The organism is Nocardia mikamii NBRC 108933 (genome assembly GCF_001613505.1).
Classification (GTDB): domain Bacteria; phylum Actinomycetota; class Actinomycetes; order Mycobacteriales; family Mycobacteriaceae; genus Nocardia; species Nocardia mikamii.
Map to the genome: position 1 here is coordinate 97,354 of NZ_BDCM01000008.1, position 19,444 is coordinate 116,797.

At 68.4% G+C, this 19,444-nt stretch carries 18 protein-coding genes; 7 read left to right on the forward strand and 11 right to left on the reverse strand.

All coding sequences use genetic code 11. The features are described from left to right. Window positions 1-3: 3 nt before the first annotated feature. The 4 genes from NMI01S_RS11005 to NMI01S_RS11020 form a co-directional block, all read right to left on the reverse strand. On the reverse strand, window positions 4-837 hold the full coding sequence (locus tag NMI01S_RS11005) for an ABC transporter ATP-binding protein (protein ID WP_062996230.1): 834 nt from the start codon (window positions 835-837) through the stop codon (window positions 4-6). Next, window positions 834-1,910, reverse strand: a complete 1,077-nt coding sequence (locus NMI01S_RS11010; RefSeq protein ID WP_062996232.1) for an ABC transporter substrate-binding protein — start codon at window positions 1,908-1,910, stop codon at window positions 834-836. Before NMI01S_RS11010 ends, NMI01S_RS11005 begins: the two co-directional genes overlap by 4 nt. Window positions 1,911-2,266: 356 nt before the next feature. Continuing rightward, window positions 2,267-3,037, reverse strand: a complete 771-nt coding sequence (locus tag NMI01S_RS11015) for an IclR family transcriptional regulator (RefSeq protein ID WP_062996234.1) — start codon at window positions 3,035-3,037, stop codon at window positions 2,267-2,269. Window positions 3,038-3,269: 232 nt separating this feature from the next. Further along, the gene (locus NMI01S_RS11020; protein ID WP_062996236.1) at window positions 3,270-3,701 is read right to left on the reverse strand and encodes a hypothetical protein; all 432 of its coding nucleotides are present in this window, start codon (window positions 3,699-3,701) and stop codon (window positions 3,270-3,272) included. A 121-nt stretch (window positions 3,702-3,822) separates the two neighbouring features. Between NMI01S_RS11020 and NMI01S_RS11025 the strand changes: the two genes are divergently transcribed. Next, the gene (locus NMI01S_RS11025; protein ID WP_062996238.1) at window positions 3,823-4,452 is read left to right on the forward strand and encodes a TetR family transcriptional regulator; all 630 of its coding nucleotides are present in this window, start codon (window positions 3,823-3,825) and stop codon (window positions 4,450-4,452) included. A 22-nt stretch (window positions 4,453-4,474) separates the two neighbouring features. Here NMI01S_RS11025 and NMI01S_RS11030 read toward each other — a convergent pair whose 3' ends face one another. After that, a complete protein-coding gene (locus NMI01S_RS11030; protein WP_062996431.1) occupies window positions 4,475-5,131 on the reverse strand; it encodes a TVP38/TMEM64 family protein in 657 nt (218 codons plus the stop codon). Window positions 5,132-5,430: 299 nt separating this feature from the next. Between NMI01S_RS11030 and NMI01S_RS11035 the strand changes: the two genes are divergently transcribed. From NMI01S_RS11035 to meaB, 3 genes are read left to right on the forward strand one after another with little or no spacing between them, the layout of a single operon-like run. Next, entirely contained in the window at window positions 5,431-7,290 is a 1,860-nt protein-coding gene (locus tag NMI01S_RS11035; RefSeq protein ID WP_084512852.1) for a methylmalonyl-CoA mutase family protein, read from the forward strand. Then, the gene (scpA, locus tag NMI01S_RS11040; RefSeq protein WP_062996240.1) at window positions 7,290-9,551 is read left to right on the forward strand and encodes a methylmalonyl-CoA mutase; all 2,262 of its coding nucleotides are present in this window, start codon (window positions 7,290-7,292) and stop codon (window positions 9,549-9,551) included. The genes NMI01S_RS11035 and scpA overlap by 1 nt, the downstream gene beginning before the upstream one ends. Then, a complete protein-coding gene (gene meaB / locus NMI01S_RS11045) occupies window positions 9,548-10,675 on the forward strand; it encodes a methylmalonyl Co-A mutase-associated GTPase MeaB (protein WP_084512853.1) in 1,128 nt (375 codons plus the stop codon). Before scpA ends, meaB begins: the two co-directional genes overlap by 4 nt. A 37-nt stretch (window positions 10,676-10,712) precedes the next feature. Here meaB and NMI01S_RS11050 read toward each other — a convergent pair whose 3' ends face one another. After that, a complete protein-coding gene (locus tag NMI01S_RS11050) occupies window positions 10,713-11,600 on the reverse strand; it encodes an amidohydrolase family protein (protein ID WP_062996242.1) in 888 nt (295 codons plus the stop codon). Continuing rightward, on the reverse strand, window positions 11,597-12,634 hold the full coding sequence (locus NMI01S_RS11055; protein WP_062996437.1) for a nucleoside hydrolase: 1,038 nt from the start codon (window positions 12,632-12,634) through the stop codon (window positions 11,597-11,599). Before NMI01S_RS11055 ends, NMI01S_RS11050 begins: the two co-directional genes overlap by 4 nt. Window positions 12,635-12,794: 160 nt before the next feature. On the opposite strand from NMI01S_RS11055, the gene NMI01S_RS11060 reads away from it, so the two are divergent. After that, window positions 12,795-13,205: a hypothetical protein gene (locus tag NMI01S_RS11060; RefSeq protein ID WP_062996244.1), complete on the forward strand. Its 411-nt coding sequence runs from the start codon at window positions 12,795-12,797 to the stop codon at window positions 13,203-13,205. 7 nt (window positions 13,206-13,212) lie between these two features. Here NMI01S_RS11060 and NMI01S_RS11065 read toward each other — a convergent pair whose 3' ends face one another. Beyond that, complete coding sequence (locus NMI01S_RS11065; RefSeq protein WP_062996246.1) at window positions 13,213-14,457, reverse strand: FAD-dependent monooxygenase; 1,245 nt, start codon at window positions 14,455-14,457, stop codon at window positions 13,213-13,215. A 102-nt stretch (window positions 14,458-14,559) separates the two neighbouring features. On the opposite strand from NMI01S_RS11065, the gene NMI01S_RS11070 reads away from it, so the two are divergent. Then, window positions 14,560-15,132, forward strand: a complete 573-nt coding sequence (locus NMI01S_RS11070; RefSeq protein WP_062996248.1) for a TetR/AcrR family transcriptional regulator — start codon at window positions 14,560-14,562, stop codon at window positions 15,130-15,132. 14 nt (window positions 15,133-15,146) lie between these two features. On the opposite strand, the gene NMI01S_RS11075 is transcribed toward NMI01S_RS11070, so the two are convergent. The 3 genes from NMI01S_RS11075 to NMI01S_RS11085 all read right to left on the reverse strand — a co-directional run bounded on the left by NMI01S_RS11075 (window position 15,147) and on the right by NMI01S_RS11085 (window position 18,435). Then, complete coding sequence (locus tag NMI01S_RS11075) at window positions 15,147-15,530, reverse strand: DUF2784 domain-containing protein (RefSeq protein WP_439956255.1); 384 nt, start codon at window positions 15,528-15,530, stop codon at window positions 15,147-15,149. Between the two features lie 482 nt (window positions 15,531-16,012). Further along, window positions 16,013-17,494, reverse strand: coding sequence for an SDR family NAD(P)-dependent oxidoreductase (locus tag NMI01S_RS11080; RefSeq protein WP_062996252.1), 1,482 nt, complete (start codon window positions 17,492-17,494; stop codon window positions 16,013-16,015). Between the two features lie 83 nt (window positions 17,495-17,577). Then, complete coding sequence (locus NMI01S_RS11085; protein WP_062996254.1) at window positions 17,578-18,435, reverse strand: alpha/beta fold hydrolase; 858 nt, start codon at window positions 18,433-18,435, stop codon at window positions 17,578-17,580. Between the two features lie 210 nt (window positions 18,436-18,645). On the opposite strand from NMI01S_RS11085, the gene NMI01S_RS11090 reads away from it, so the two are divergent. Then, window positions 18,646-19,365 carry a TetR/AcrR family transcriptional regulator gene (locus NMI01S_RS11090; protein ID WP_062996256.1) on the forward strand — a complete coding sequence of 240 codons (720 nt, stop codon included), beginning with the start codon at window positions 18,646-18,648 and terminating at the stop codon, window positions 19,363-19,365. The last annotated feature ends 79 nt before the right edge of the window (window positions 19,366-19,444 follow it).

Consider the following 19,444-nt stretch of genomic DNA (forward strand, 5'->3'; position numbering starts at 1 on the left):
GTGTTACCTCCTGTCGGTGGCCGCGAGGTCGGCCTGCTCGAGACCCTGCGCGCGGGCCACCTCGTCGTGCAGCAGCGACCAGATCCGGTGCCGGACTTCGCTGAAGTGTTCGCTGGAGCGGATGTCGGCGTCCGGGTCGGTGTCGCGGTCGAGATCGATATCGACCACTGCCTTCACTCGTCCCGGCCGCGAGGTGAGCACGGCCACCCGCTGCCCCAGATAGACGGCTTCGTTGATGTCGTGGGTGATGAACAGGATGGTCTTGCCGGTGGTGCGCCAGATGCGTAGCAACTCGTCCTGCAGCGACTCGCGGGTCTGGGCGTCGAGCGCCGCGAACGGCTCGTCCATCAGCAGCACCTCGGGATCGAAGGCGAGGCTGCGCGCGATGGCCACACGCTGTTTCATACCGCCGGACAACTCGTGCGGGTAGCGGTCGCCGAAGCCGGTGAGGCCGACCAGCTCCAGATACTCGTCGGCGATCCGGCGGCGTTCGCGGCGGCGGATGCGCTTGGCCTCCAACCCGAATTCGATATTGCCGCGCGCGGTGCGCCACGGCAGCAGCGCGTACTGCTGGAAGACGATCCCCCGGTCGAGTCCGGGGCCGGTGACCGGCCGGCCGTCGAGCAGGATCTGGCCGTGGGTCGGCCGGGTCAGCCCGCCCAGCAGGTCCAGCAGGGTCGACTTACCCGAACCGCTGGGCCCGACCAGCACGAGGAATTCACCGTCGCGCACGTCCACGGTGATGTTCTCCAGCGCCGTGAACGCAGTGCCGGCGCCTCGCGCCGGAAACTCCTTGCGCACCCCGTCGAGCGCGAGTTTGATTGCCGTGACACTCATTTGGCGGCCACCACCTCTCCGGTCGGCCCGCTCTCGGCGGGGTATGTGCCGTTGGCGTAGGGGTTGAACTTGTTGGTGTACAGATCCTTGGCCGCGAACTTCCCGGCCGGCAGCTCACCGTTGCGGACCAGCCAGTCGATCCAGATCTGCAGCTCTCGCTCCTGGATCACCGCGCCGGGCACCGGAATGCCGGACGACTTGTAGGAGTCGAGCAGTTTGGTGTTCTCGTTGCGGCCGCGCTTGTGAATGATGTCGGCCAGGCGCGCCACCGCCTGATCGCGCGGCGTGATCTGCAGCCAGCGTGTCGCGCGGGCCGTGCCCTGGACGAAGTCGGCCACCGCGTCCCGATGATCGGCGATGTAATCGTTGCGGAAAACGTAGGTGCCGTAGTCGAACTCGCCGAACAAGCCCTTGTCGGTGTAGAGCGGGTGGATGGCGCCGTGCGCGAGCGCGATGTCCTGCAGCGGGCCGCCCAGCGCCGCCACATCGATCTGCCCTTTGCGCAGCGCGTCCTCGGTATTGACCGGCGGCAGCACCACGAGTTGCACCTGTTTGATCTCGTCATCGGTGAGACCCTGATCGTGCAACCACTGGCGGGTGATGAATTCGTGATGGGCGCCGAGCGTATTGACGCCGACCTTCTTCCCGATCAGGTCCTTGGCCGTCTTGATGCCCGAATCGTCGCGGACGTAGTAGCCGGTGAAGCTCTGCCCGTCGGCGCCGTAGGAGCTGAGCACCGAGGTGACCGGTGCGCCGCCGGCGATGAGCTTGACGACCGCGCCGTTGAACGCGCTGCCGAATTCGATCTGCTTGGTGGTGGCGGCCTGGATATTGGCCGGACCGCTGGTGGTGTCGCCCTCCCACTTCAGCTCGATCTTGGAGAAGTAGCCGAGGTCGGCGGCCAGTTCGTAGGCCGTGACCATGCCGGCCTGGCCCTGGTAGCGAAGGATGGTCTTACCGTCGGCGGTGGTACCGGCGCCGGAACTCGAGCAGCCCGCGGCGAGCACGGCGAGCACGGGCAGGGCGAGGACGGTGGCGAGGGCGCGCACCACCCGGGGTCGTCTGAACGACATGATCGGTTCTTTCACTGAATGCGTCTGCGGCCCCGCGCACATCGGGTGCGGCGGCCGGTAGATCGGCGAAACGAATTGCCTGGCAGGGCTTTCGGCGACGGCGATGGCGCCCGGCTCAGGCGCGACAGATCCCGTGCGGGACGCGCATGAGATCCACCGTGCGGCGGCGCGTCAAGAGTCGGGTGACGTTCATCGGGGTGCCTTCTGGGAAAGTGCTCGGGCCGGCGATGCGGATCGCGGCAACCTGCGTTGATCACATGGTGCGGCTGTCCGTGCTGGTGAGCAACGGTGTTTTCACAGTGTGGAAATCAGCGTGAGGATAATTCGGCAGCCGAAACGCGGGGCGCGCGAACGACTTACGAGGCGGTGTCCGCGGCGTCGGGTTCGGCGTGCAGCAGCGGGCCGATCCGGTTCGCGATATGGCGCATCGGGGGCAGGATCGAGCGCATCAGGTCGATGTCGAGGCGCGCGGACCGGGCCTGCACGCAGAGCGCGCCGCGTACCTGCCGGCCGCGGCCGACGATCGGCACGGCGACCGAACGGATCGGCTCGTCGCTGTCGATCACCTCGACCGCGAATCCGGCGCGGCGCACCCGGTCGAGGTCGGCCGACGCCGGCGGATCGGACTCGTGCCGGCCGGCGTAGGTCTCGATCAGGCGGTCGCCAGGGGAGAACGCCAGCAGCGCGTGCCCGGCCGCGCTGGATCGCAGCGGGCGTCGTGGCCGCGGAATCTGGTTGGGGCAGAACGAGACCGGCGGCCGCGCCTGGAAGACGGTCAGCGCGTCGCGCGAGTCGGGCACGCTGAGACTGACCGAAATGCGGATATTCGCCGCCAGCGCGTAGAGGTGCGGCGCCGCCGAATCGAGACCGAGTCGCGTCAGCGCCGGCCGCGCCAGCGACGCGAGCCCGTGCCCGATGCGGTAGCGGTCGCTGGCATGGTCCTGTTCCAGCAGCCGCCCGCGCACGAGTGCCTGCAGCAGCCGGTGGGTGGTGCTGACGGGCAGGCCCGTCTGCTGTGCCAGTTCGCTGACCGACAGCTCGGGGTCGTCGCCGTCGAAGCAGTTCAGGACCGCGATCGCACGATCGACGGCGCGTGCGCCCGAACGCGGTTCATCGGTGGCGGCCATACATCCTCCTGCCGGGACCGAAAGTGATACAGGCACTCTGGTCCGGAAGAGAACGCGAGACAATGATTGTGCGCAGCGCGAGCCGATCACTTTTCGGCCCGTCCTATTACGGCGGCCGATACTCCCGGCCGCCCGCCGTTACCGAGTGAGGATGAGCCTTATCTCGTTCCGGTACCGGAGGCGATGAGCGCCGCGCGGGAATTCCGTTCCCGCGCGGCGGGCGTGGACATCGTCAGCTTTCCAATTCGCGGGACAAACCGGCGGTGATCACGGTGAGAACCTGCCCCGCGAGCGCGAGGTCGGCCGCCGGGACCGAACCGTAGACGCGGCCGAGCACCGCGCTCGTGCGCGAGCGGATGTCCGCGACGAGACGATCACCCGCCGCGGTGACCACGAGTTCACCGCCCGGCGCCGCACGCATCAGAGCACGCTCGATGAGTCGCGTCGCGGCGGTCTCGACAACAGTGGGCGCCCAGGTCGTCTTCGCGGCGAGAGTGGCGACATGCCGCTCCCGATCGACGGTGCCGCCGGCTGCCGCGGCCTGGCTGAGAGTGATCCACTGCGCCTCGTCGACGCCGGTACCGGCGAGGATTCGGTGCAGAAGCGCGTTGTGATGCTTTTCGGCTCGGCCGATGACCGACGGATCGAGAGTGACGGGGGACATGGCGTGCTCCTGACTGCGATATGGTGCGCCAATTCTGGCACTCAGTTCCATACGAGCGCAAGTGTCGTTCGATTCCCAGTTTCTTACGTGCCTCGGATCCGAGTTCGGATAGCATCTCGGCATGCCCGATCCCGCATCCGACCGCACGCTGCCGTTGCGAGAGCGCAAACGGCTGCGTACCCGCCGCGCACTGGCCGACGCCGCCCTGCGGCTGTTCACCGAGCGCGGATTCGACGCGACGACACTCGACGAACTCGTGGACGAGGCCGAGGTGTCGCGCAGCACTTTCTTCCGCACCTATCCGGCCAAGGAGGCGGCCGCGATCGAGGCGGAGGCCGAGTTGTGGTCCGCATATCTCGCGGCACTGGCGAATCGGCCGCTGACCGGGGTGGTGCTGGACGGTATGCGAGAGACGTTGACCGCGGCCGTCGCCGATCTGGCACCGGATTGGGATCGCCGGTATGTCGCGACGCGCCGGCTCATCCGCACCACACCGGCGCTCCTGGCCTACGTCGAATACCACCGCCACGGCGTGGAGGCGGATGCGGTCACGATCCTCGCCGACCGCCTGGAACTGCCCGCGGACGATCTGCGACTGCACGTCCTGGCCGAACTGGTGACCTCGGCCTGGAGTGTGGCCGGCCGGGAATGGGTCCGCGCCGACGGCCGGGGCGGGCGGGCCGCCCTGACGGACAGAGTGCGCGAGGCATTCGCGGCGGTTCCGGCCGGTCTGGCGCTGCGCGCGCGCTGAGCGATCGCGTCGGCGTCGGGCGTCAGTGTGGTGCCGGCTCCTCGGCCGCATCGGTGGCGACGGCCGCGAATTGCTCTGCGCCCCAGCGGGCGTCGACGATCAGCCCGATCACGCCGATGGTGATGCACACCCCCGACAGCACCAGCAGGCCCGGGTTCGTCCGGCCGGTCAGCGCATCGCCGAGGACGACGACGCCGATGGTGCCGGGAATGATGCCCACGAAGGTGGCCAGCAGGTAGGGCATCATCCGCACCGAGGACAGTCCGGCGCAGTAATTGATCACCGAGAACGGTACCGGCGCGATCAGTCGCAGCGAGCCGACCGCGAGCCAGCCGCGCCGGGCCAGCCGTCGATCCACCGCCCGCACCGCCGGATGGGTCAATCGCGCGGCGACCTGGTCCCGGTCCAGCGCCCGGACGAGCAACAGAGCCAGCACGGCGCTGACCGTCGTCGCGGCAACCGCGAGGGTGATGCCGAGAATCGGCCCGAACAACAGCCCGGCGCTCAGTGTGAACACGGTGCGCGGAAACGGCGCCACCGTCACGAGCGCGTGGACGAGAAAAAACAGGAGCGGAAACACCGGGCCGACCGAATCGGCCCAGTCCCGGATCTGTTGCGGGGCCGGATGCGGGGCCAGCAGGGCGACCGCGACCAGGGCGGTCGCGAGGATCACCAGCATCGCGACCCGTCGATTGCGCAGTAGTCGCAACGCCACATCCGTCGTCCTCGGCACCGCGACAGGTTACCGGTCGGTATGGCGAGGCTGTGCGAAGAGTATGCGAACACCGGGCTAGCATCGAATGAAGGTTGATGAATGATCGTTAACCGAACTGGTCATCGACCTGCCGATATCGCACGCCCGTCGCACTGTGAAGGGGTCACACAGGCGGTTGCGAAGGCGCTGCGAAGAGTTGGGTCCCAGCGTAGGTATCCGGTACGAGTGAAGTATCGGAGTCGAGTGGAAGAGGTACAGCAGCGATGCCGATTGGTTCAGATCCGGGTGCGGACACCGTGCCCGGATACGCCGCATGGCGCAAGGGTGTGGCCGGAGTACTGGCCAAATCCCGCAAGGTCGAGGCATCCGAACTCGGTGACGAGCCGGAGCGCCTGCTCGAGGTCACCAATTACGACGGAGTGACCGTCGCGCCGCTGTACACCCGTCGCGACGAACTGCCCGAACAACCGCTGCCGGGACGATTCCCGTTCGTGCGCGGTAACGAGGGCACCCGGGACGTGCACCGCGGCTGGCATGTCAGCGCCCGCATCGGCGGAACCGATCCGGCCGCCGTCAACGAGGAGATCCTCGCCGCCCTGGAGAACGGCGTCAGCTCCGTCTGGCTCGGGGTGGGCGAGAACGGCGTCCCGGTGGCGGGACTGGCGGACGCGCTGCGCGGCTTGCTGTTCGAGTTGGCTCCGCTGAGCTTGCGGGCGGGTGCGGACACACCGGCCGCCGCCGCGCAGGTGCTGGCCCTGCTCGACGGCTACGAGGTGGCCGACCGCTCCGACATCCACGTCTTCCTCGGCGCGGCGCCGCTGACCAGCCGCTTCGCCGGAGTGGCCGACACCGGCCTCGACGCCACGGTCGAACTGGCACGCACTGCCGCCGGCCGCACCGAGACCGTCCGTGCGATCACTGTGTCCGGCACGGTCTTCCACAACGCCGGCGCGTCCGACGCCCAGGAGATCGGCGCGGCCGTCGCCGCGGGCCTGGACTACCTGCGCGCACTCACCGACGCCGGCCTCGATGTCGCCGACGCGCTGGATCAGGTGAGTTTCCAGCTGGCGGCGACCGACGACCAGTTCGAGACGATCGCGAAATTCCGTGCCGCCCGGCGGCTGTGGGCTCGGGTCGCGCACGAGGCGGGAGCGCCGGACTTCGGCAACGCGCCGCAGCACGCCGTCACCTCGGAAGCGATGCTGAGCCAGCGTGATCCGTGGGTGAACATGCTGCGCACCACCCTGGCCGCGTTCGGCGCCGGCGTGGGCGGCGCGGACCTGGTCACCGTACTGCCGTTCGACGCGGCCCTGCCGGCCGGGGAACTCGGTGTGTCGCAAGCGTTCTCGGAACGTATGGCACGCAACACCCAGCTGCTGTTGCTCGAGGAGTCGCATCTCGGGCACGTGCAGGATCCCGGCGCGGGTTCCTGGCATGTGGAGAGTCTCACCGCGGATGTGGCCGGTGCGGCGTGGGCGTTCATGCAGGAGCTCGAACGCGCCGGCGGATACCTCGCCGCGCTGGAGTCCGGCCTGCTGGCCGAGCGCATCGCCGATACCCGGACCCGCCGCGAATCCGACATCGCCCACCGCCGCACCGCGGTCACCGGTGTCAACGAATTCCCGAACCTGGCCGAGCAACCGCTGTCCGAGGCCGCGCGTGCGACGAATGCGGTGGCCCGCTACGGCGCGGCCTTCGAAGCCCTGCGCAACCGGTCGGATGCCTACCTCGCCGCCCACGGCCGCCGGCCGCGTGCGCTGCTGGTACCGCTGGGCCCGGTCGCCGAACACAACGTGCGCGTGACCTTCACCGCGAACGTGCTCGCCTCCGGCGGCATCGAAACGGTGAACCCGGGAGCATTGGAGACGTCCGCGATCGGCTCGGCCGCCACCGAATCCGGAGCGACGATGGCGGTGCTGTGTGGCAGTGACGCCCGTTACGGCACCGAGGCCGCGCCCGCCGTCGCGCAGCTGCGCGACGCCGGCGTGACGACGGTACTGCTGGCCGGACCGGAGAAGGCGGTGGCTGAGGTGAGCGGCACACAGCGGCCGGACGGATTCCTCACGGCCCGCATGGACGCGGTGGCGACCCTGTCCGGCCTGCTGGAGAAGCTGGGAGCGTAATGACTACTCGAGATGTGAACCACGTGATCGGCAGCTTCGCCGAGGTACCGCTGGGTGAACCGGCCGTCGGCCGGACCGGTGGCGGCGACGTCGAGGCGTTCGTCGCCGAATCGGCCGCCGCCAACGGTTATGCGCCCGAACAACTGGTCTGGGCGACCCCCGAAGGCATCGACGTCGCGCCGGTGTACACCAAGGCCGACCGGGATGCCGTTGTCGCCGAGGGCTATCCGCTCGACAGCGTGCCCGGTGTGGCGCCGTTCGTGCGCGGCCCGTACCCGACCATGTACGTGAATCAGCCGTGGACCATCCGCCAGTACGCGGGTTTCTCCACCGCCGCCGATTCCAACGCCTTCTACCGCCGCAACCTGGCCGCGGGCCAGAAGGGTCTGTCGGTCGCCTTCGACCTGGCCACCCATCGCGGCTACGACTCCGATCATCCCCGGGTGACCGGTGACGTCGGTATGGCCGGCGTCGCCATCGACTCGATCCTGGATATGCGGGAACTGTTCGATCAGATTCCGCTGGACCAGGTGTCGGTCTCGATGACCATGAACGGCGCGGTCCTGCCGATCCTGGCGCTGTACGTCGTCGCCGCCGAGGAACAGGGCGTCAAGCCCGAACAGCTGGCCGGAACCATTCAGAACGACATTCTGAAGGAGTTCATGGTCCGCAACACCTACATCTATCCGCCCAAGCCCTCGATGCGGATCATCTCCGACATCTTCGCCTACACCTCCGCGAAGATGCCGAAGTTCAACTCGATCTCCATCTCCGGCTACCACATCCAGGAAGCCGGCGCCACGGCCGATCTGGAGCTGGCCTACACCCTGGCCGATGGTGTCGAATACATCCGCGCCGGCCTGGACGCGGGGATGGAGATCGATCAGTTCGCGCCGCGGCTGTCGTTCTTCTGGGCCATCGGCATGAACTTCTTCATGGAGGTCGCCAAGCTGCGCGCGGGCCGGTTGCTGTGGAGCGAGCTGGTGTCGAAGTTCGAACCCAAGAGCCAGAAGTCGCTGTCGCTGCGCACCCACTCGCAGACCTCGGGCTGGTCGCTGACCGCGCAGGATGTGTTCAACAACGTCGCGCGCACCTGTGTCGAGGCGATGGCGGCGACCCAGGGCCACACCCAGTCGCTGCACACCAACGCCCTCGACGAGGCGCTGGCACTGCCCACCGACTTCTCCGCGCGCATCGCCCGCAACACCCAGCTGCTGCTGCAGCAGGAGTCGGGAACCACGCGCCCGATCGATCCGTGGGGCGGCTCCTACTACGTGGAGTGGCTGACCCACCACCTGGCCGAGCGGGCGCGGGCCCACATCGCCGAGGTCGAGGCGCACGGCGGTATGGCGCAGGCGATTTCGGAGGGTATCCCGAAGCTGCGCATCGAGGAGGCCGCCGCCCGCACCCAGGCGCGCATCGACACCGGTGCGCAGCCGGTGATCGGCGTCAACAAGTACCAGGTGACCGAGGACCAGGAGATCGAGGTCCTCAAGGTCGAGAACTCGCGCGTGCGCGCCGAGCAGAACGAGAAGCTGCGCCGCCTGCGCGCCGAGCGCGACAGCACCGAGGTCGAGCGGGCCCTGGCCGAATTGACCAGGGCGGCAGCGTCTTCCGAGGGTGGGATGGCCAACAACCTGCTCGCCCTCGCCATCGACGCGGCCCGCGCCAAGGCCACTGTCGGCGAAATCTCCGACGCGCTGGAGAAGGTGTACGGTCGCCACCAAGCCGAGATCCGCACACTGTCGGGCGTCTACCGAGAGGAGGCCGGCAAGGTGACCAACATCAGCAGGGCCATCGAGCTGGTCGAGGAATTCGCCGAGGCCGAGGGCCGCCGCCCCCGCATCCTCGTCGCCAAGATGGGCCAGGACGGCCACGACCGCGGCCAGAAGGTGATCGCGACCGCCTTCGCCGACCTCGGCATGGACGTCGACGTGGGCCCGTTGTTCCAGACCCCGGAAGAGGTGGCCCAGCAGGCGGCCGACAACGACGTGCACATCGTCGGTGTCTCCTCGCTGGCGGCCGGCCACCTCACGCTGGTGCCCGCTCTGCGGCAGGCGCTGGCCGAGGTCGGACGCCCCGACATCATGGTCATCGTCGGCGGTGTGATCCCGCCCGGTGACTTCGACGAGCTGTATGCCGCCGGCGCCGCGGCGATCTTCCCGCCGGGCACCGTGATCGCCGATGCCGCGATCGGGCTGCTGCAGAAGCTGGCGGCCGAACTCGGCCACGAGATCGGCGGACAAGCCGAGGCGGAATGAACGACGCCGACCGGACTCCGGCGGGCGATGCGCCCGCCGGGGCGGAGTTGCCCGGAACCCAGGCCCTGTCCACCGCCCGCGGCCTGCCCCCGGCGCTGCGCGTGGACGGACCGCAGTCCCAGGGCGGCGGACGACGCCGGACCATCGATGTGGCGGAGCTGGCAGGTGCGATCCGCGACAATCAGCGCGCCGCGCTCGCCCGCGCGATCACCCTGGTCGAATCCACCCGCGCGGATCACCGCGAGGCGGCGCAGCGCCTGCTGCTCGAGCTCACGGCCGAAGGTGGTGCCGTCGAATCCAATCGCGTCGGTATCACCGGCGTTCCGGGCGTGGGCAAGTCGACGTTCATCGACGCACTCGGGATGTATCTGATCGGCCAGGGACATCGGGTCGCGGTGCTGGCGGTGGATCCGTCCTCGACCCGCACCGGTGGATCGATTCTGGGCGACAAGACCCGCATGGCGCGGCTGTCGGTCGAGCGTGAGGCGTTCATCCGCCCGTCGCCGACCGCGGGCACGCTGGGCGGCGTCGCCAAGGCGACCCGGGAAACGATCGTGCTGCTCGAGGCCGCCGGTTACGACGTGATCCTGGTGGAGACGGTGGGTGTCGGTCAGTCCGAGGTGACCGTCGCCAATATGGTCGACGTGTTCTGCTTCCTCACCCTGGCCCGCACCGGAGATCAGTTGCAGGGCATCAAGAAGGGTGTGCTGGAGCTGGCCGATCTGGTCGCGGTCAACAAGGCCGACGGCCGCCACGAGGTGGAGGCGCGGGCGGCCGCACGCGAGCTACAGGGCGCGATGCGACTGATCCATCCGCGCGATTCCCTCTGGCGCCCACCGGTTCTCACCATGAGTGGGCTGAACGGCACCGGTCTGGACACCTTCTGGGATACGGTCCTCGAACACCGGCGCGTGCTCACCGAGGCGGGGGAGTTCGCCGAGAAGCGCCGCCGCCAGCAGGTCGACTGGACCTGGACCATGGTGCACGATCAACTGCTGCGCCGGCTGGCCGACAGTCCCGGCGTGAAAGCGATTCGCGCACAGGTGGAAAAGCAGATCCGCGACGGCTCCCTGACTCCGGCCCTGGCGGCCGAGGAACTGCTGCGCGCCTTCGACGAGAAATAGCGGCTGTCCGGGCGACGAGGATTCGTCCCCGGACAGCTCACCTCACCCGGAACAGTCGCGCCGCATTGCCGTAGCAGACCGCCCGCAGCCAGTCCGCACCCAGATCGAGCCGTTCGAGTGCTTCCAGCGCATGAACGTAGGAGTACGGGATGTTCGGGAAGTCGCTGCCGAACAGAATGCGCTCACCCACGTCGGCCAGTCGCGAGTACTCGTTGCGCGGGAACGGGTTTCGTTCCTCGATGAAGTCGGTGAACGACATCGTGGTGTCGAGGTGCACGTTGTCGTAGCGCTGAGCGAGGTCGAGAAATTCGGAGTACTCGGGCACGCCCATATGGGCGATGATCAGCGTCAGGCGCGGAAACCGCTGCAGCAGCGCCGCGATCGGCTCCGGTCCGGTGAATTCCCCCGGCGCCGGGCCCGATCCGCAGTGGATCAGCACCGGAATCCCGGCCTCGGACAACAGCCCCCACACCTCGGTCAGCAACGGATCGCCCGGGTGATAGTCACCGACCTGGATATGCGATTTGAAGATGCGCGCTCCGGATTCGATCGCCGCGCTCACATAGCTGCCGGCGCCGTGTTCGGGATAGAAGGTTGCGGTGTGCAGGCAGTCCGGGGTTCGTGCCGCGAAGTCGGCCGCCCACTCGTTCAGCCACGCCGCCATATCGGGCTTGTGCGGATATACCAGGGAGGTGAACGCGCGCACTCCGAAACCGCGGAGCGTATCCAGGCGCTGCTGCTCGTCGTCGCGATAGGCGATCGGCCACGGCCGCCCGATCAGCGGACCCACGGAATCGAAATACGCCCACACCTTGCGCAGCACCCGATCGGGCATGAAATGGGTGTGCACATCGATGATTCCGGGCAGCCCCGTCCGGTCCCGGAACTGCGCGACCGCCGCCCGGTCCCCGTCGTCGACCGTCACCGAACCTCCTGTGCCACCGGCGGATACAGCGTCGCCGCGAAATCACCGATGCGCGCGATCAAGCGGTCGAAGAAGGCGGCCGGATCGGTGCCGACCGCGATATCGGCATTGGGCGTGCGGCCCCACATCCCCGCCCAATCGGCGACCGTGCTGCCGCGGGTAAGGGTGCCGGCCAGCTCGACGTCCACGGTGGCCGGGCGCAGCACCGCCAGGGTCGGTTCGAGCGCGACCGCCGCGGCGAACGGATCGTGCATATGCGCCAGGTACCCCTGGTCGTAGTGCTGGTGGAACTCGAAGTAGAACCGGACCGCGTCGATCAGGAACCGCACGATCGGATTGGTGGCCTCGGACCGGAGGCCGGGCGGATCGCCGGGTGCGGGCATCGCGGCGCCGGCGCAGTGTGCCCGTTCGGCGATCCGTCGCAGATGTTCCGGGAACATCTCGATCGATTCGGTGATGTCGAGCGCGCAGACGATCGGTCGCCGATCCTGCGGCACCGAGGAGAACGCGTCGAAGACCACTTTGGCGGCCTCCGGGTCGACATGCACGTTCCACTCGTTGGTGGGGGTGGTGTTACCGGGATGCCGGAACGCGCCCCCCATGATCACCAGCCGCCGAAGCAGGTGCGGCAGTTGGGGTTCCAGTTCCAGTGCCAGGGCCAGATTCGTCAACGGCCCGGTGCACAGGCCCAGGACCGCGCCGGGACTCGCCCGGACGGTGTCGACCCACAGCTGTGCCGCCGAACGATCCGACAGCGGGCGCGGCGAAGGCGGCAATTCGGCATAGCCGATTCCGTGCGGCCCGTGGGTGTCCTCGGTGGTGCGCAGCGGAATCGCCAACGGCTGCGCCGCCCCCAGCGCCACTTCGATGGCCGGTGCCCGGCACAGATCCAGCAGAGCCAGATTGTTCGCCGCGACCTGCGCGGTGGGCACATTGCCTCCGGTCGAGGCGATTCCGGCGATCTCCAGCTGCGGATCCGCCAGCAGATACAGCAGTGCCAGCGCATCGTCGATTCCGGTGTCTACGTCCACCATGATCGTCTGCCGCACGGTGCGAGAGTAGCGGCCCGCCGCCGGCTCGCCCCGTCCGGCCTGTCGGCGCGCGAAACGATGCGGCCGGGGGTAGTTTCGACATGTCATTTCTCGTGTTGTGGTCCGTGCGCGTTTCTCGCAGCGGCCTGGGGGTGTTTCGCCGGTGAGATTCGCGGACCGTTTCAACGATGTCGTCGCGCAATGGGAGCAGGTGCACGGTACCCGGATGACCAATCGCGCGTTGGCTTTTCGCGTGACGCAGGCCGGGCATCCGGTGTCGGCGACCTATCTGTCCCAGCTGCGCTCGGGCAACCGGGACAACCCGTCACAAGCGCTGGTCGAGACCGTGGCCAGGGTGCTGGCGGTGGAAATGACCCGGTTCAACGACGGCGGGCCGGGCGATCCTGCCCCCGGGGACGACCTGGTGTCGTCGGCGGTGGAGGATCCGGCGTTGCGGCGGCTGCTCACCACCGCGGCCGGACTGTCCGCCTCCTCGATCGAGCTGCTCTCGGATGTGGCGGCCAAGCTGCGGCTCGCCGAGGGATTGGCGCCGGGCACGACGGCCCAGCTGTAGCCCGCGCCTACCGGCCGGTCACGGCGGTGGAGGCCGCGTACGCGGGAAGTTCGTATTCGTCGGTCTTGCCGAAGAACAGCTTCATCATCACCGGCCGCATCGGCTTCGACATCATGATCCGGTTGGCGGTCCGGCGCAGCGATGTGCCGAAGTCGCTGGGGGACAGCATCATATCGATGCCGCCGCCGGGAAGTTCCTTGGCCTTGCCGAGGAACGGCGTGACCTTGTCCTCGTAACGGCGCAGCGCCGCCGGCACATCGCCGGGATCGGCCGCGAGCTCACCGGCGAGGATGTAGGCGCCGACGAGCGCCATGGCGGTGCCCATTCCGGTCATCGGGGAGCCGCAGTATCCGGCGTCGCCGACGAGAGTCACGCGGCCGGCCGCCAGAGTGGGCATGTCGATGCGCGCGAGTTCGTCGAAGTAGAAGTCGTCGGCCTCGGTCATCGCCGCCAGGATCGTCGGTGCGTGCCAGTGCGGCTGGGAGCCGATCTTCTCGTGGATCAGCCGCTGCTGAGCGGCGGTATCGCGGCGCAGCGCCGGGTCGGGCTCGCCGAGCAGGGTGAGAATCGCCTTCGCGGTGGCGGGATCGCGGTCGGGCCGCAAACCCACCGCGGCGGAGGGAACCAGCTGCATCGCGAACCAGCCGGGCGTGAGCCCCTCCGGGGTGGGCATCGTGAAGAACGAGGCGTATCCACCGAGGAATGTGCTGAACTGCTCCTCCGGGCCGAAGGCCAGTCGCCGGGTCGCCGAATGCACGCCGTCGGCACCGACGACGAGGTCGAAGCGCCCGCTGCGTCCCGAGGCGAACCCCACCGTCACGCCGGTGTCGTCCTGGGTCAGCGATTCGATCCAGTCGCCGTAGCGGTAGTCCAGCTCGCCGCCGGCCGCGGCGACGGCGTCGAGCAGCACCTGGTTCAGGTCGCCGCGGGTGATCTCGATTTCGGCCACCGGGCCCTTGCCTTCGAAGTGCTCCATCGACATGTTCGCGTAGGTGCGGCCCTTGTGATCGATGTAGGAGATGCCGAGTTCTTCGAGCTGATACTCGGCGATGCCCGGCATCAGGCCCATGCGCTCGGCCACTTCGCGGCTGGGCCCGCGCAGATCGACCGCCTGTCCGCCCGGGCGGAGAGCGGTGGCGCGCTCCGCGACGGTGACCGCGACGCCGGCTCGAAGCAGTTGCAGCGCAACGGCATTGCCGGCGATGCCGCCGCCGGAGATCAGGATGTGCAGGGGGCGGGAGACGGTGTTCATGGTGGCGGTTCCTATCGGTTGGTCCGAACGTCTTAGACAAATGTGCCATACGGCTGGCACGTTTGTCTAGTACAAATGTCTAAGACGTTGTAACCTGGACTTATGGGTAATCGAGAGGATCTGTTGGCCGGGGCGAGGAAGGCGATTCTGGAGCGAGGTCTCGCCAAGGTGACCGCACGCGATATCGCCGGCGCGGCCGGGGTCAGCCTGGCCGCCATCGGCTATCACTTCGGCACGAAGGACCGATTGGTCGCCGAGGCCATCGCGGAGGTCACCGGTGACGAGATCGGCCGGGGGATGGAAGAGGCCATCCGCGACGCGGGGGAGGGGCGCACCCTGGCGCAATCGCTGGAGGCCACCTGGAACGGCATGATGGACGTCATCCAGAACCACCCGGACCAGCTGATTCTCAGCTTCGAGAACGGGGTGCGGGTGGCGCGCTCACCGGAATCGCAGGAGTACTTCTCCCATGCCACCGAAGAGGTCTACGCGGGACTCGTCGAGCCGCTGCGTGAGGTGCATCCCGAGCTGTCGGCCGGAGATGCCCGCGCGGTCGCGAAACTGTATTTCGCGCTGTTCCAAGGCATCGCACTGCAGTGGTTGATCGCCCCCGCCGGTGATCAGCTGACCGGTGACGACGTCGTCCGTGCGGTACGGGCGATGAGCCGGGAATAACACGGGCACGGATGTTATTCGGCGACCGCGTGATGCGATCGGTACCGCCGGCGCCTGCCCAGCTGGACGAAGCCGATCCACGAGACCGCCACCAGCGCCACGACCAGGACACGCACCAGGTCCAAGGCGCTGCGCGGATAGAGAACCCCGGTGAGGTAGTGGGCGATGAAGCCGGTCGACGGTAGGCCGGCTTCGCCACCGCGTTCCCTGGCCCACGTCTCCAGAAACGTCAGCGGGCAGTCGACGCCGACGAGGACCGTGCTGAAACCCCAGGCCACCGCGGCGATGTGGGTCCAGATCGTCCACCGCCACCGCCACGCGACGAACCCGCCGACGACGAGGTAGGCGATGAACAGGAAATGCACACCCGCGGTGGCATCTGCCAGCAGCCGGTACATCACGTAATCCAGACTAAGGCGATCGTCGCCCACGTGCGCGGAATTTCACCGTCGGCTACGGAGCACCCCCGGTGAACGTCTTTGCCTCCCATGACCTTCCGATCGCGGGGCAGTGGATCGACAGCTTGAAGATATCGGTACGCACATATGCGCATCTAACAATCTATCGGTAGGCGTGCCCCGGTGTCGCCGACCTGCTGGGGAGCGGCGCCGTCAAGCGGCTGGGACGGAAAAATCTGCGCCGACGGGCTGCAAAGGGGGGTGGCGCCGCGGCCGGCTGGAAAGTAGAGGTCCGGGATGCCTGTTGTCGCACTGGAGATTTGAGCGCTCGGCGAGATCGGAAGCCACATCTGGCTTGGGTTGGGCTATGTTCAATATTGATACGCAGATATGCGCATCTAAACATGTTTTTCCTAGCCCACTCATAGCCAGTCGATCCCGAAAACTCTCGTCCAAAAGAAGGCCACCGACGTGGCCGAACTTCACCAGTTGGACGGCGCGTAGTCCTTGAGGAAGCAGCCGAAGAGGTCGACGCCGTCTTCGCCGCGCACGATCGGGTCGTAGACGCGGGCGGCGCCGTCGACGAGGTCGAGGGGAGCGTGGAACCCCTCCTCGGCGAGCCGGACCTTGGTGTAGTGCGGGCGCTCGTCGGTGATCCAGCCGGTGTCGACGGCGGTCATGAGGATGCGGTCGGTCTCGAACATCTCGCGGGCGCTGGTCCGGGTGAGCATGTTGAGCGCGGCCTTGGCCATATTGGTGTGCGGGTGGCCGGGACCCTTGTAGCCGCGGCCGAAGACACCTTCCATGGCGGAGACGTTGACGACGTATTTGCGGCGGGCCGGTGATGCGGCGAGCGCGGGCCGCAGCCGGGAGATCAACAGGAAGGGCGCGGTCGAGTTGCACAGCTGCACTTCGAGCAGTTCGGTGGCGTCGACCTCGGCGACGGTCTGTACCCAGCTGTTGGTGTGGGCGAGATCGGGTACCAGCCCACCGGCATCGATCGCCACGCCACGCGAAATGCGTTCGGGGGTGGCGGATCCCGCGACCAGGGCGAGATCGGTGACCTCGGCGGCGGACAGGGTGGTCGGTGCCGGCGCGGAGTGCAGGGAGGCGGTCAGTGCGTTCGGGTGGGCCTGGGTGGTGTGGCCGAAGGTGATGGTGTCGGGTAGTTCACCCGCGGGGAGCGGCGCGGATTCGGCCTCGACGAGCGCGGCGTAGGCGCCGGCCGAGCGGCGGACGGTCTGAGCCGCGTTGTTGATGATGATGTCCAGTGGCCCCTGCGCGGCGACATCGTCTGCGAGGGCGACGACCTGGGCCGGATCGCGCAGGTCGATGCCGACGATGCGCAGCCGGTGCAGCCATTCGGCGCTGTCGGGCTGGGCGGTGAAGCGGCGGATCGCGTCGTTGGGAAAGCGGGTGGTGACGGTGGTGTGGGCGCCGTCGCGCAGCAGCCGCAGGGCGATGTACATGCCGATCTTGGCGCGGCCGCCGGTGAGCAGCGCGCGGCGGCCGGACAGGTCGGTGCGGGCGTCGCGTTTGGCGTGGTTGTGGGCGGCGCAGTCGGGGCACAGCTGGTGATAGAAGCGGTCGACGCGGGTGTAGCGCTGTTTGCAGATGTAGCAGGGCCGTGCGCGCAGCAGTGTGCCCGCGGCGTCGCCGTCGACGGAGGTGGACAGCGGGATGCCGGCCGTCTCGTCGTCGATGCGGTGGGGGGAGCCGGTGGCGGTGGCGGCGACCACCGCCCGGTCGGCTTCGGCGACGGCGGCGCGGGCCTGATCGCGGCGACGGCGCTTCAGTTTCTTGAACAGGTGCCCGACCGCACGCTGTACCGCGACGGAGTCGGGGTGGTTGTCGTCGAGCAGTGCGGCCTGGTCGAGGACGCGCAGGCAGATCGCCAGCTCCTCGGCATCGATGGTGTCCGGCGGGGACGTGGTGGGCGCGGTCGTCGTGGTGTGCTCAGCCATCGTGCTGCCGGATGATCCTTCGTGTGCGGGGGTGTGCCGCCGCCTATTGTCTCATCGCTGCTGTTGGGAGCTACCGGGGCTCCTCAGCGCGGGGTGTAGTGGATGGGCCGGTGGTCGGTGTGCTGGTCGTCGATGAAGTTGGCGATGGCTTCCACGACCAGCAGCGGCTCGGTCAGCGGCAGCCAGGGGTCGGCGGGCAGTTCGCGCAGCCAGAGGCGGTCGACGTCGCGGCGGATGTGGTGTCGCAGGCTGGGCAGGGCGGCGGTGTCGGCGCGGTCGAGGATGAGCTGGACCGGTACGGCGGTGTGTTGCGGGCGCGGGTGGCGCAGGTGGTGGATGAGGTTGGCCGAGACGATTCGGGCGCCGGCGAGCAGGTCGGTGGGCCAGGTGCCCGCCTGGGGGACGATCCGGGCGCGCAGGCGGGGCCAGTGCAGGAGGCGGCGGCCGAGGACCAGCCAGCTCAGACGCGGTAGCCGCCACCAGGGGCTGCGGGGGCAGCGGAGGTCGCGCAGTGCGAGGGCCAAGTGGTCGAGGTGGGGTGCCGACAGGGCGGTGGCGGAGGCGATGCGGGTATTGGCGCGCGGGTCGCCGAGGGCGTACCAGAGCTGGATCGCGCCCCAGCCGTGGCCGGCGAGGTGGGCAGGTGTGCGGGGGCTGACGGCGTCGAGGACGGCGAACAGGTCGTCGGCGAGGTGGGGCAGCCGGTAGCGGTGGGTGCGGGTGGGTGCGCTGGAGCGGCCGTGTCCGCGGACGTCGTAGGTGACCACGTGGAAGCTGTCGGCGAGTCCGGTGGCGACGTGGTTCCAGATGCGGTGGGTGTCGGTGATGCCGGGGATCAGCACGATGGTGTCGGCTTCGGGGTGGCCGTATTCGTAGACGGCGAGGTCGCCGCCGGGGGCGGTGACGGTGCGGTGGCGGGAGGGGGTGCGGGCTGGGTTCATCGGTCTACCTCGTGAGCGCGGGACGGAGCCGCTCGTACTGCCGGTACGGTCAACGGTACCGACAGTACGCGATCGGCTTTCCGCCGGCGCGCCTCGGTGGCAGATCTGCTCGAGGGTCGGGGATTTCGGCGGGTGAACGATCGGCGGTCGATTTCGTACCGCCGGTACGTGTAGCCTGAGTGGAACTATTCGCTCGGCTGGGAGGTGCCCATGGTGTCTCGGGCCGGACGGCGAGCCGCGCCGGGGGTTACGCGGGAGGAGATCGTGGACGCGGCGATCCGTGTGATCGATCGGGACGGACCGCAGCCGAGTATGGACGACATCGCCCGCGCGGCGGGGATGACGAAACCGCGGTTGTATCGGCAGTTCGCGGACAAGGCGGATCTGTACACGGAGATCGCCGATCGGATGTCGCGCGATGCGTTCGCCGCGGCGGGGCAGGACATGACGTTGCTGTTGCAGCCGCCGCGGCCCGCGCTGCAGCGGGTGTTCACCGCGTATGCCGCCGGAATTCTGGCCCATCCCAATGTCTTTCGCTTCTTGATGCGGGCGCCGGTGGTGCAGACGGCGCAGGCGAGCCGCTCGGGTGGTGAGGCGGTGGGGGCGGTGATGCAATTCGACCTGGGCCGCGATGCGGCGCGGCGGTTCGCGAAGCTCGCGCGGTCGATCGCGGAGGCGGTACCGATCGAGACGGTGGGGCTGGACTATCTGGCGCGGGCGGTCGTCGGTGTAGTGGTGGCGACGACGGATCTGTGGCTGGAGGGTTCGGAGGCGCCGAGGCGGACCAGCGCGGATTTCGTGGCGGAACTCACCGAGTTGGTGTGGTCGCTGATCGATGGGTTTCTGCGGCGGCAGCGAATCGTGGCGGATCCGGAGGTTCCGATTTTCAGCACGCTCGCGGAGGTGAATACCGCGCGCGAGGCACACTGAACGGCGTTGTTGACATGCCGCCAATAGTGCGCCAGGCTGGTGCGCGGGGCCGGTGCGGTCCGGTCCTGGGTACGAGACG